This window comes from Saccharothrix sabaoui (assembly GCF_051756985.1).
In the GTDB taxonomy this organism is placed as follows: domain Bacteria; phylum Actinomycetota; class Actinomycetes; order Mycobacteriales; family Pseudonocardiaceae; genus Actinosynnema.
In genome coordinates this window covers 1-12220 of sequence record NZ_JBPKJK010000223.1, presented here as the reverse complement: position 1 = coordinate 12220, position 12220 = coordinate 1, and the positions used below count along the sequence as shown (strand labels likewise).

The 12220-nt window shown below is 75.5% G+C and carries 14 protein-coding genes; 8 read left to right on the top strand and 6 right to left on the bottom strand.

What is annotated here, in order from left to right; translation table 11 throughout:
- The 3 genes from ACR807_RS38435 to ACR807_RS38425 form a co-directional block, all read right to left on the bottom strand.
- Positions 1-1130: MFS transporter (locus tag ACR807_RS38435; protein WP_438926447.1), on the bottom strand; the 1130-nt coding region annotated here is incomplete at its 3' end.
- The gene (locus tag ACR807_RS38430; protein WP_438926446.1) at positions 1127-1903 is read right to left on the bottom strand and encodes a DeoR/GlpR family DNA-binding transcription regulator; all 777 of its coding nucleotides are present in this window, start codon (positions 1901-1903) and stop codon (positions 1127-1129) included. The genes ACR807_RS38435 and ACR807_RS38430, both read right to left, overlap by 4 nt.
- A gap of 85 nt (positions 1904-1988) precedes the next feature.
- On the bottom strand, positions 1989-3152 hold the full coding sequence (locus ACR807_RS38425) for a lipase family alpha/beta hydrolase (protein WP_438926445.1): 1164 nt from the start codon (positions 3150-3152) through the stop codon (positions 1989-1991).
- A gap of 331 nt (positions 3153-3483) precedes the next feature.
- On the opposite strand from ACR807_RS38425, the gene ACR807_RS38420 reads away from it, so the two are divergent.
- Positions 3484-3771 (top strand): hypothetical protein, encoded by a 288-nt coding sequence (locus ACR807_RS38420; RefSeq protein WP_438926444.1) that lies wholly within the window; start codon positions 3484-3486, stop codon positions 3769-3771.
- Between the two features lie 78 nt (positions 3772-3849).
- Here the strand turns inward: ACR807_RS38420 and ACR807_RS38415 are convergent, their stop codons facing one another.
- Positions 3850-4608, bottom strand: a complete 759-nt coding sequence (locus tag ACR807_RS38415; protein ID WP_438926443.1) for an isocitrate lyase/PEP mutase family protein — start codon at positions 4606-4608, stop codon at positions 3850-3852.
- Positions 4598-5701, bottom strand: a complete 1104-nt coding sequence (locus tag ACR807_RS38410; RefSeq protein ID WP_438926442.1) for a sigma-70 family RNA polymerase sigma factor — start codon at positions 5699-5701, stop codon at positions 4598-4600. The genes ACR807_RS38415 and ACR807_RS38410 overlap by 11 nt, the downstream gene beginning before the upstream one ends.
- Positions 5702-5963: 262 nt before the next feature.
- Here ACR807_RS38410 and ACR807_RS38405 point away from each other — a divergent pair, with 262 nt between their 5' ends.
- From ACR807_RS38405 to ACR807_RS38385, 5 genes are all read left to right on the top strand, one after another.
- A complete protein-coding gene (locus ACR807_RS38405) occupies positions 5964-6497 on the top strand; it encodes a hypothetical protein (protein ID WP_438926441.1) in 534 nt (177 codons plus the stop codon).
- 99 nt (positions 6498-6596) lie between these two features.
- Entirely contained in the window at positions 6597-6917 is a 321-nt protein-coding gene (locus tag ACR807_RS38400) for a hypothetical protein (RefSeq protein ID WP_438926440.1), read from the top strand.
- A 258-nt stretch (positions 6918-7175) separates the two neighbouring features.
- Positions 7176-7622: a hypothetical protein gene (locus ACR807_RS38395; RefSeq protein ID WP_438926439.1), complete on the top strand. Its 447-nt coding sequence runs from the start codon at positions 7176-7178 to the stop codon at positions 7620-7622.
- Between the two features lie 32 nt (positions 7623-7654).
- Positions 7655-8842, top strand: coding sequence for a sensor histidine kinase (locus ACR807_RS38390; protein WP_438926438.1), 1188 nt, complete (start codon positions 7655-7657; stop codon positions 8840-8842).
- A complete protein-coding gene (locus ACR807_RS38385; RefSeq protein WP_438926437.1) occupies positions 8842-9486 on the top strand; it encodes a response regulator in 645 nt (214 codons plus the stop codon). Before ACR807_RS38390 ends, ACR807_RS38385 begins: the two co-directional genes overlap by 1 nt.
- On the opposite strand, the gene ACR807_RS38380 is transcribed toward ACR807_RS38385, so the two are convergent.
- Complete coding sequence (locus ACR807_RS38380) at positions 9479-9985, bottom strand: RDD family protein (protein ID WP_438926436.1); 507 nt, start codon at positions 9983-9985, stop codon at positions 9479-9481. The two genes, ACR807_RS38385 and ACR807_RS38380, sit on opposite strands and share 8 nt — an antisense overlap.
- Before the next feature lie 80 nt (positions 9986-10065).
- On the opposite strand from ACR807_RS38380, the gene ACR807_RS38375 reads away from it, so the two are divergent.
- Both ACR807_RS38375 and ACR807_RS38370 read left to right on the top strand, forming a co-directional pair.
- Positions 10066-10359, top strand: a complete 294-nt coding sequence (locus ACR807_RS38375; protein WP_438926435.1) for a hypothetical protein — start codon at positions 10066-10068, stop codon at positions 10357-10359.
- 218 nt (positions 10360-10577) lie between these two features.
- A complete protein-coding gene (locus ACR807_RS38370; protein WP_438926434.1) occupies positions 10578-12203 on the top strand; it encodes a glucuronyl esterase domain-containing protein in 1626 nt (541 codons plus the stop codon).
- The last annotated feature ends 17 nt before the right edge of the window (positions 12204-12220 follow it).

Here is a 12220-nt window from a genome sequence, read left to right as displayed (position 1 = left end):
CCCGCGAACGCCACCGCCAGCCCGCACAGCACCACCGGCACCGCGAACGCCAGGTTCAGCGGGACCCAGTGGGCCAGGCCGCCGATCACCGCCGGGCCCGCCAGCAGGCCCACGTAGCCCAGGCCCACGACGCGGGCCATCAGCGCGCCGGACGAGCGCGTGTCCAGGTTGCCCGCCGCGCTGAACAGCTGCGGCACGCTGCCGGACAGGCCCAGGCCGAACAGCGCCCACCCCGCGAGCACCGCCGGCAGCCACGGGACGAGCATGACCAGCACCAGGCCGAACGCCGCCAGCGCCGCGCCGTAGCGCACGATCGCGACCGGCCCCACCAGCGCGGACACCCGGTCGGTGGCGAAGCGGCCGATGGTCATCGCCACGGCGAACGAGCCGTACGCGAACGCCGCCGTGCTGGTCGACGTGCCCAGGACGTCCTCGGCGTGCAGGGCGGCCCAGTCGTTGGCCACGCCCTCGGCGAGCATCATCGCGAACGCGATCGCGCCGAGCAGCCACACCAGCTTCGGCGACGGCTTCGCGGTGGGCACCGTCGACGCGGCCTCCTCCGGCTCGGGGCGGCCGTCCACCAGGAACCGCCCGGTCACCAGCGACACCACGATCGTGAACGCGCCGCACGCGCTCAGCGTCACCGCCGTGGGCACGCCCGCGCCGAGGGTGGCCGCGCCGACGAGCGCCGCGAACGCGCCGCCGATCGACCACATGGCGTGGAACGAGGCCATGATCGGCCTCGGGTAGGCGCGTTCGACGACGACGGCGTGCGAGTTCATCGCGACGTCGATGGTGCCGTTGCCGAAGCCGAAGCACACCAGGGCCAGCCCGAGCGTCCACCACGAGTCCGCCAGGCCGGGGAAGAACAGCGCGACGCCGAGCAGCACGCCCGCCGCGGGCAGGAGCTTGCGCTGCCCCACCCGGTCGGCCAGCGGCCCGGCGACCTGCATGCCCGCGAACGCCGCCGCGCCCAGCACCAGCAGCAGCCCGCCCAGGGTGCTGTGCGAGATGCCGGCCGCGTCCTCCACGTTGGGGATGTGCACCACCCACAGCCCCATGGCGAACCCGTTGAGGGTGAAGTAGATCCAGGTCGCGACGCGCGCGGCGCGCGGCAGGGGGGTCGTCACGGGTTCTCCAGTCGTTCGGCTACGTGCACGAGCACCCCGCGCGCGGCCAGTTCGCGCCGCGCCCCCTCGGGGGCTCCGGGATCGGTGACCAGCACGTCCGGCCGGTCGGCGGGGCAGATGTGCGCGAGCGCGGTGCGGTCGAACTTCGTGCCGTCGGCCAGCACGACCGTGCGCCCGGACACCGCCATCGCCTGCTGCTTGACCTCGGCGTCGGCGAGGTCGTGCGCGGTGAGCCCCGAGTCCAGCCCCAGCGCGCACGGCGACAGCACGGCCACGTCGAAGCGCAGCGCGCGCAGCGACGCCAGGGCCAGCGGGCCGACCATCGCCAGCTCGCCGGGCCTCGGTTCGCCGCCGGGCAGCAGCAGCCGCACGTCGGGCGCGTCGAGCAGCTCGCGGGCGGCGTGCAGGGACAGGGGCATCACGGTGACCGTGCGGTCGCGCAGCAGCTTCGCGACCTCCAGCGCCGTCGTGCCGCTGTCGAGGACGATCGTCTCGCCGTCGCGGATCAGCCCGACGGCGGCGGCGGCGATGGCGCGCTTGGCGGCGGTGGCGGTGGCGGTGCGCGCGGTGAACGGCGGCTCGACGCCCGCCGGGCTGACCAGGACCGCCCCGCCGTGCACCCGGCGCAGCACGCCGGACGCCGCGAGCAGGTCGAGGTCGCGGCGGATCGTCATCTCCGACGCGCCGGTGACCGCCGCCAGCTCGGCGACCGACACCTGGGTGTCGGTGCGGAGCCTGCTGATGATCTCGCGGTGCCGGTCGGGGCTCTTCACGTGAGGGATGGTCGCAAATCATGTGCGTTCGAACAAGTGAAATGTTGTTTCGGTCATTCCCGGGACGTGACGCGCCCCAGGAGACCTACGCGCACCTGGTGCTCGCGGGGGCCGGGTCGGTGCACTCCGGGGTCCGCTCGGCGGGGACGGGGGCCGGGTCGGTCTCGCGCAGCCAGTCCAGGACGGCCCGGTAGACGTCGTCGTGGGTCTGGAGGGCGAAGTGGCTCACCCCGCCCACCCGGCAGCGGTCGGCCTCCTGGTCGGGGGCGGCGGCGCTCTCCGGGTCCACCACCAGGTCGCCGACGAGGCGGCCCAGCGCGCTGTCCGGCGAGGACGTCAGGGTCGCCGCCACGAACAGCTGCCGCACGCCGGGCGGGAGCGCGGTGCTCGGCGGCGGGGCGCCGTCGTCGACGCCGCGCCACTGGTGCTCGTGCAGGTAGCCCTCGGCCAGGTCCTTGATGCCGTCGCTGCGCAGCGCCAGCAGCCGGCACAGCGGCGCGGCCGGCCACAGCCCGTCGAGCACCTCCGCGGTGCGGGCGACGGCCCGCTCCAGGGGCGCGCCGGTGTGCGGCGAGCCCAGGCACACCACCCGGGTCAGCCGGGACGCCCACGGCGCGGCCCGCTCGTGGGCGCGGTGCGCGGCGCTGCGCGCGACCAGGCCGCCCATCGAGTGCCCGACGAGGACGACGTCGGTGACCTCGACCGGCCAGGCGGCGACCAGCTCGTCGAGCAGGTCGACCAGCTCGCGGCCGTTGTCGGAGACGTGGCGGCCGGAGTTGTAGCGCAGGTGCAGGGGCGTGCACCCGAGTTCGGCGGCGAACCCGCGCCCGAAGTCGGTGCCCGCCCGCCGCCGACCGGGCCGCCCGGCGGGGAACCACGAGCGCTCGGTGTCCACCAGGCCGTGCAGGAACAGCACGAGCCGGCCGGTCGCCGCCGGGAACGCCGCGGCCAGCGACGCCGGGTCGAGGCGGACGCGGCGGTGGTCCGACCGCACCGACATCGCCGCCGGGAGGGTGTCCGGGCAGGAGGCGTCGCGGCGCGGTGCGGGGAGTTCGCCGAAGGCGCCGTGGGCGAACCCGAGCACCCGCTGCCCGGCGGGCGTCCGCACGAGCGCGGTCGGCGAGCACAGCGCGGCGGCGCCGGAGACGATCGCGGCGGGGAGGCCCACCACGGCGGTCACGGCGGAGCCGACCGCGTCCACCACCGATCCCACGCCGATCCCGGCGGACCTGACCTCACCGAGTGCCATCGCTCACCTGCCGGGCCTCTCACCTCCACCGTGACCCTCACGGTGGACATCAGGTACCCCGATCGGTACTCGATCACGCTTTCCGCCGGTCGCGGCGCGGTCGGCCGCCCGGATCGCCGGTCCGCAGGTCGGTGAGAAGTATCAGGAGAGTTGTCGAATTAAGTTGAATCGGTATTTCACCGACTTGGCGGTCCGCACCACTGCGGCTCCGGTCATCCTGTGTCGCGAAAAATCCCGCCTTCTACCTGCATCGATGGCGTTCGGTTGCCTTTGCCGCGCGTAATCCACTTAAGATGCGCGCATTCAGTTGAATCGTTCGGAGGGCGATCGCATGACGGCTGAACCGGCAACCGACCTCGGCGCGCAGCGCCCGCCGGTGGTCAGTCCCGTGCCGTTGGGCACGGCGGCCGGCGTGGCGGACTGGGGCGCGGGGGCGCCGGGGAACGCGAAGGCCGCGGTGGGCCACAGCACGTACCTCGGGCGCTGCCCCGACCCCGCCTGCCCGAGGTCGGTCTACCGCTTCGCGGACGCCCCCGCGGACGCGCCGCTGGCGTGCGGCGAGGGGCACCGGGCCGAGGAGACCCGCACCCGGTTCCGCCTGCGGCTCGTCCCGGCCTGACTCCCCCCGGTGACGCCTGACCCCCGCCCGGTGACGCCCGACCCCCGCCCGGGGACCGGGACCGCGCCGTCCCGGAGGTCAGCGCAGCTTCTCCACCGCGGCCTTCAGGTCGGCCATGGCGGCGCGGTGGAAGCGGGGGCCGTAGGACACCCGCGCCACGCCGATCTCCCGCAGCGCGGCCAGGTCCAGCTCGTCGCCGGTGTTGCCGTTGACCGGGCCGGGCAGCCCGGCGACGAGGGCGACGACGTCCTCGCGGCGGCGCACGCCGATCGGGTAGACGCAGTCGGCCCCGGCCTCCAGGTAGAGCCGCCCCCGCCGCACGGCTTCCGCGAGCCGGTCCGGTCCGGGCACCCCGGCGCCGGGCAGGAACGCGTCCACGCGGGCGTTGACGACGATCGGGACCCCGGCGTCGTCCGCCGCCGCGCGGACGTCCGCCAGCCACCGGGCGTGCGCGCCGGCCTCGACCAGGCCACCCGCCCGGTGGTCGGTGTCCTCCAGGTTGCAGCCGACCGCGCCGATCTCCAGCAGCCGGTCCACCAGCTCGCGCGGCGCCATGCCGTACCCGGCCTCGGCGTCCACCGTGACCGGGACGTCCACCGCCCGGACGACCCGGCCGGCCGCGGCGAACATCTCCTGCCACGGCGCGCCCTCGCCGTCGGGGTGACCGAGCACCGCGGAGACGGCGGCGCTGGCGGTGGCGACGGCGGGGAACCCCGCCCCGGCGACGATCGCCGCGCTGGCCGCGTCCCAGGCGTTGGGCAGCACGAGCAGCTCGCCGCGGTGCAGCTCGCGGAGCCGTTCGGCGCGGGCCTTCAGTTCCGCCAGGTCAGCGGACATCGACGTCCTCCTTCTTCTCTTCGTGGTGCGGCGTTCGCCGCCCGTGGGGACTCCACGCGCGGTCCCGGACGCGCAGCGAGCGCGGGAGACCGAACGACGCCATCAGCGAGTTGTCCAGGAAGCGGGTCATCCCGGACACCCGGTCCCCGGCCAGGTCCAGCACCAGCAGGCCGTGCGCGTGCAGGAACGGCGTCCTCGGGTCGCGCAGGTAGCAGCCGAACGCGGGCCGGCCGTTCGCCCGGGTCGGGATCAGCACGTGGCCGCGGCAACCCCTCAGCGCGGCCTCGGTCAGGAACCGCCGGACGGCCTCCCGGCCGAGGTACTCCAGCGGCAGCGGTGGCATGGTCAGCGACGCGTCGTCCGTCAGCAGGGCCACGACCGCGTCCACGTCGCCGGCCTCGAACGCGCGCGCGAAGTCGGCCACGAGCCGGCGTTCCCGGGGCGAGCCCGGCAGCGGCGCGCTCTCCCGGTCGGCGGGCAGCTCCCGCGCCAGCGTGCCCCGGGCCCGCTTCAGCGCGCCGTTCACCGCGTCCTCGGTCGCGTCGAGCAGGTCCGCCACCTCGGCGGCCCGGAACCCGAGCACGTCCCGCAGCACCAGCACGACCCGCTGCCTCGGCGGCAGCTGCTGCAACGCCGCCAGGAACGCCAGCGACACCGACTCCCGGGCCTCGTACCGCGCCTCCGGGCCGGGCGCCCGGTCGGCGACCTCGTCGAGCAGCGCGTCGGGGTAGGGCGTGAGCCAGCTCGGTTCGGCCCGGCGGCGCGACGGCTCCGGCAACGGCACCTCCGGCACGGGTGCCGCGTCCGCGGACGGGCGGCGGGAGGCGTCGCGCAGGGCGTTGAGGCAGCGGTTGGTCGCGATCCGGTAGAGCCAGGTCCGCACCGACGCGCGGCCCTCGAACCCGCCGATGCCGCGCCACGCCGCCAGCAGCGTCTCCTGGAGCAGGTCCTCGGCGTCCTGCGCTGAACCGAGGACGCGGTAGCAGTGCACCTGGAGCTCGTGCCGGTACGGCTCGACGAGGTCGCGGAACGCCTCGCCGTCCCCCTGCCGCGCCCGTACCAGCAGGTCGTCGACCTGCGGGACTCCTCGCATGGTGGTCCTCCCCCTCTCCGGTGGTCCCCTCGGAGGGGTGGACACCGCCGACGCCGGGAAGTGGTCGCTCCCCGCCCGTCTTCCCCCGGCCGGATCACCCGTCGGGGGTCGGCGCACCACAGCGTGGCCGAGCGGGCCGCGCCCGTCCAGCGGGTTCACGGCGGGGAACCGGGCCCGGCCGCGCGCCGATCCCGCCGCGTCCCGGTCACCTGATGGGGTTGTGGTCCCACCGCGCGCGCCGCGCCCGGTCGAAGATCGTCGGGTGAGCGAGACGAAAGTGCTGCTGATCGACGTGGAGAACGTGCTGGGGCCGGTCAACCCGAGCCCGGGGCTGGTGCGCACCCGCATCGGCGCCCTGCTGGACGCGGCCGGCCCGGTGCACCACGCGATGGCCGGCTACAGCCGCGACGACCCGGCCGCCGACCGCGTGGTGAGCGTGCTCGCCGAGATGGGCGTCTGCACCTGGGTCGTGCCGCCCGGCGCCGACGCGGCGGAGAAGGTGCTGTTAGCCCACGCCCGGTACGTCCACGCCCGCGGCTGCCGCTCGTTCGTGGTCGCCTCGGCCGACCACGGGTTCACCGCGTTGCGGGACCTGGGCACGTTCGACGTCGTGGTGTGGCAGGAGCAGGAGGTGTCGCTGCGGCTCGAAGCCGCCGCCCGCGCCGTGCACCGCGTGCCCCGGCCGGCGGGGAGGGCGCGCCCCGCCCGGGTCGCGGTCGGCCGGTCGTGGGCCGACGGCGGAGCGCGGGCGACCCGCGACCCGGTCGTGTGGACGGGGGACCCCGTTCGGGCCTGACCGGGCGGCAGCGGGCTGTGGCCCGGTCGCGCTGACCGGGCGCGGGCGGGGGACCCGTGCCCGTCGACGGCCCGCCGCGCGCCGCCTAGGCTCGTGCGCGTGGAACGCGCGGGCCAGGTCTTCCCGTTCGCCGACCGGGTCGCGGCCGTCCGGCGCGACGGCCGGTTCGAGGGGTACCTGCTCGTCACCGTGCCGGCGATGAGGCCGTCGCCGCACCCGATCACCTACGTGGACATGGCCCTCGTGCGCCCGGACGCGGAGGAGTCCTCGGGGTGGCGGTACGAGGACCGCGCCGACCCCGGTGTCGAGGACGCGTGGGCGGAACTCTCCGCGGCGGTGCTCGACTGGTACGGGGAGCGGCTCGACGTGCACTGGCTGGACGGCGCGGAGGCCGAGCGGGTCCGGGCGATCTTCGGCTGAGCCCGCCGATCACCCCCGTCGGGGACACGTCGAGGTCGCGGCGCAGACCCGGGGGAGCGGTGCGGACCACCGCGGCCGGGCGTGACCTCGTGACCAGCTCGACGTGCCCCGGCCCGCGGAGTCCGATGTGGACCGGGCGCGCGGCGGTCCCGCGCCTGGTCCTTCAGGCCGGGGTCGCGGGGTGCCGCCCCGGCCGAAAGTACTAGGCGGAATCCCGTTGCGCTGCAAGGCTTTCCGGGCCGCCCTACGCTGCCGATCATGACCACCACAACGAACAGGGCCACCCCGCCGACCACCGTCGTCGCCGCGTTCCTCGGCTTCCTCGTCTCCGCCGTCACCGCGCCGGCCACCATCGCGCTCCTGATCGGCTCGCGCGAACAGGTCGTCGACGCCGTGCGGTCCGGCGCGCCGTCGATGCCCGACGAGCAGGTCCAGGGCGCCGCCACCGTCGCGCTGGGCCTCGCGGCCGGGATCGCGCTGCTGGTGGCGCTCGTCCAGCTCTGGCTGGCGTTCAAGCTCAGGGCGGGCCGCAACCGGGCGCGCGTCGTGCTGGCGGTGCTCACGCTGGTCCAGGTCGTGTCGCTGGTGACCGGCGAGGGCAACGCCGCGGGCTACGGGAGCGGCGTGGTCGCCGTCACGGCGCTGGTGCTGGCCTACCTGCCCGCGTCGAACGCCTACTTCGCCGCCGTCGGGCGGACCCGGTAGGCGGCGGCCCCCGGGAGCGGGAGAATGCCCGCATGACCGCCGTGGGACCGCCGGCACGGCGCAGCGTGTTCGTGGCCGAGGTCGTCGTGCTGCTCGCGGCGACGGTCGCGGACAGCGTGCTCGCGGCCCGCGCGGACGTGCCGAGCGGGCCGCTCGCCCCGCTGCTCACCGCGGTCCTGCCGTCCGCGGGCGCCGCGGTGGCCGTCCTCGCGGTGCTGCGCCGCAGGTTCCCGCGGCGGGTCGGGCCGCTGGCCGGCGCGGTCGTCGGGTTCTCGCTGCTGAGCACGCTCGGCGCCCTGCTCGTCGGGCCGCCCGCAGCGCACCCGGTGGTGACCGAGGTCGTGGCCGCCGTGCTGCTGGTCGGCGCCGGGTGCCGCCGGCTGCCCCCGGTGCGGGCGGCGGTCGTCGCGGTCGCGGCCGGCGCGGCCGTCGTGCTCGCCCCGGTCGCGCGCCACGGCCCGGACGCGCCGGCGACGCTGTTCTCCGTGGCCGCCGCGCTGGCCTGGGGCGCGGCGCTCGCGCTCGGCCTGGTCCTGCGCGACGCCGACGCGCGCCACCGCCGCGAGCTGGAGCGGGTCCGCGCCGACGACCGGCTGCGACTGGCCCGTGAACTGCACGACCTGGTGGCGCACCACGTCACCGGGATCGTGGTGCGGACCCGCGCGGCGCAGGTCCTGGCGGGCAACCCCCTCGCCCCCGTGCAGGACCCGCAGGAGGTCTACGGCGAGATCGAGGAGGCGGCGGCGGAGGCGCTGACCGCGACGCGCCGCCTGGTCGGCCTGCTGCGCAGCAGCGACGACCCGCTGCCCGCGCCGGGCGGCGGGGCGGGGGACGTGCTGCGCACGGCGGCCGGCGCCGCGCCCGCGGAGGTCGCCGACGACGTCGAGGCGCTGGCGCTCCCGCCGCAGGTGTCCGACGCCCTGCACCGGGTGGTGCTGGAGGCGGTGACCAACGCCCGCCGCCACGCGCCGCGCGCCACCGGCGTGGGGGTCGCCGCCCGCGTCGAGGACGGCGAGCTGGTGGTGGAGGTGGCCAACGACGGCGTGCCCGCCGGACCCGTCGGCGTCGGCTACGGCCTCACCGGCATGGCCGAGCGCGTCGAGGCCCTGGGCGGCGCGCTGGCCGCCGGTCCCCGGCCCGGCGGCCGGTGGCTGGTCACCGCGCGGGTGCCCCTGGGACCGGACGACGACCCGTTCGAGCACCTGCCGAGGGGGACCTGATGCCGATCCGCGTGCTCGTCGCCGACGACCAGACCCTCGTCCGCACCGGGTTCCGGCTCATCCTCGACGCCGACCCGGGCATCGAGGTGATCAGCGAGGCCGCCGACGGCGAGGCGGCGGTGCGGCTGGCGCGGCGGCTGCGCCCCGACGTGGTCCTGATGGACATCCGGATGCCCCGGCTCGACGGGCTGCGGGCGACCGAGCTGCTGGCCGGGCCGGGCGTCGAGGACCCGCTGCGCGTGGTGGTCGTGACGACCTACGACGTGGACGAGAACGTGTACGCGGCGCTCCTGGCCGGCGCCTGCGGGTTCCTGCTCAAGGACATCCGGCCGCGGCTGCTCGTGGAGGCGGTGCACGCCGCCGCCCGGGGCGAGGCGATGGTCTCGCCGTCGGTGACGGTGCGGCTGCTGCGGCACTTCACCGCCGGGACGGGGCGCGCCGCGCCGGACGTGCCGCTGACCGCGCGGGAGCTGGACGTCGTGCTGGCCGTGGCGCGCGGTCGGACGAACGCGGAGATCGCGAGCGGGCTGCGGATCTCGCTGTCCACGGTGAAGTCGCACCTGGCCAACGTGCAGGGCAAGATCGAGGCCCGCAACCGCACCGAGATCGCCGTGTGGGCCTGGCGCAACGACCTGGTCAGGTGACCGCGCCCGGTCGGGTGACCGCGCCCGGTCGGGTGACCACGCGCACCACGACCGTGCGCGCCACCAGGTCCCCGAGCCGCTGGTGCCGGGGCGTCACCGCGATCAGCACCGCGCCGACCAGCCCCAGCAGCATGCCGTCCACCGCCATCAGCACCCAGCGCACGGAGTAGTCCCGCAGGGACGGCACGCCGCCGCGCAGGGTGGTGATCCGCAGGCCCAGCCACCGCATCGCGGGTGTCGAACCGCCGTGCCGGTGCGGGTACCAGACCTCGATCCACAGCGTGCCGAGGAACGCGACCACCACCATCGCGGCCATGGGCAGCACGGTGAACGCCCCCGGCGGCCCGCCGAGCCGGATCACCGCCACCGCGACCAGGACGCCCGGGACCAGGGCGAGCAGGGTGGCGAGCAGCAGCAGGGCGAACTCGATGACGTGCTGCCAGTAGCGGCGCAGGACGGTCGACCGCGCGCCGGCGGGGTCGACGGCGGGCTTCGTCACGTCGGTAGTGTGCCGCCCGGTCGTTCCGCGCGGCGGGACGGGGTCCGTGTCGTCCGCGCCGCGGCGGGTACACCGCCGGGGTGAGTCCTCAACCGTGCGTCGCCGCGTCCAGCCAGTGGGTCGACGAGGACGGTGTCCGGCAGCCGTCGGGCGACGTGCACGCCTGGGAGCCGGGCACCAACCAGACGCTGTGCGGGCTGGCGCTCAGCCGCAGCCGGCTCGGCCGGTTCCGGCACGTCCCGTGGTCGGACGCGGTGTGGCTGGCGCAGACCGCGGACCAGGTCGTCGCGCTGTGCCCGCGCTGCGTCGCGGCCACCACCCCGAGGTCCGAGCGGGGCGGTCGCCGGTGGACGCGGGTGCGGCCCCGCCCGTGATCCGTCCACGTGAGACGCGCCGGGGGCTTCACGTGGCGTGATGGCCATGTGAGACCGGTGGGGGAATGGCGCATTGACATGTTTCGAGAACCTCATCGAAACTTTAGGCCGTCGGCACGCGGGGCCATCGGCCGCTGCCGTCGCCCCCCCCACCGCCCGGAAGGAGATCAAGGGTGATCATCGGTTCGGGCCGCGCGAAGATACGTTCGGCGGTCGTCATGTCAGCGGTAGCGGCGCTCACGGTCGTCGGATCGGCCACCCTGATAGCGAAAACCGCGCCGGCGCGGGCGGCGGGTGAGGTGGTGGCCGCGGCGGTGGAGGACGACGGGGCGGACTGCGCGGTGTCGCTGCCGGGCTCGTCGCCGTCGAACTCGCGGTTGCCGGACCCGTTCACCAGGGTCAACGGCACCCGCATCACCTCGAAGGCGGACTGGCGCTGCCGGCGCGCGGAGATCCGCGAGACCGCCGAGCGCTACGTCTACGGGGACAAGCCCGCCAAACCCGCCACGGTCACCGGCACCGTGTCCGGCACGAACATCACGGTCAACGTCGCGCACAACGGGCGCTCCGCGAGCTTCTCCGCGGGCGTGCAACTGCCCTCGGGCACCGGCCCGTTCCCCGCCGTGCTCGTCGTGGGCGGCTTCGGCGCGGACACCGCCGCCATCCGCGCCGCCGGCGCCGCCGTGATCAGCTACGACCCCATCGCGGTCGGCCGCGAGGGCACCGGACGCGCCAACAAACAAGGCGCCTTCTACACCCTCTACGGCAACACCAGCACCACCGGCCTGCTCGCCGCCTGGGCCTGGGGCGCCTCCCGCGTCATCGACGTCGTCGAACAGGTCGGCGGCACCGTGCTGCGCCCCGACGCCTTCGGCGTCACCGGCTGCTCCCGCTACGGCAAAGCCGCCTTCTCCATCGGCGTGCTCGACCAACGCGTCGCCCTGACCATGCCCATCGAGTCCGGCACCGCCGGCCTGCCGATCTACCGCGGCGTCAACGCCGAAGGCGGCCAGACCCTCTCCAGCGCCTACGGCGAGCAGCCCTGGTTCGGCGACGCCTTCGGCTCCTACACCGGAAACCCCAACGGCCTCCCCATCGACACCCACTCCCTCGTCGCCATGGTCGCCCCCCGCGGCCTGTTCGTGATGGACAACCCCCACATCGCCAACCTCGGCCCCCGCTCCGCCTCCGTCGCCGCCCTCGGCGGCGCCGAGGTCTACAAGGCGCTCGGCGCCGGCAGCAACCTGCTCTACCACTCCAACGTCTCCGACGGCACCCACTGCGCCAACCGCTCCGAATGGCGCACCCCCCTCCAGCAGGCCATCGGCAAGTTCCTCCGCAACACCGGCACCTTCACCGGCGGCATCCAGATGCACAGCAAGGCCACCGGCAACCTCGCCCAGTGGCGCGACTGGACCACCCCCACCCTCACCGACGGACCCGGCGACACCACCACGACCACCACCACCACCACCACGACCACGACCGGCACCACCACCACGACGACCGGCACCACCACGACGACCACGACGACCACGACGACGCCGGGCGGTGCCGGCTGCACGGCGTCGGTGTCGCTCAACCAGTGGACGGGCGGGTTCGTCGCCACGGTCAAGGTCACCGCGGGCTCCTCGCCGATCACCGGGTGGTCGGTCGCGATGACCCTGCCGGCGGGGGCGACCGTCACGAACTCGTGGAACAGCAACCGCAGCGGGAACAGCGGCGCGGTCGAGTTCACCAACGTCGGCTTCAACGGCTCCGTCGCCGCGGGGCAGTCGACCGAGTTCGGCTACCAGGCCACCGGTTCCGGCGCGGGCATGACGCCCACCTGCTCGGCCAGGTAGGAGCGGTTCCGGTGCGG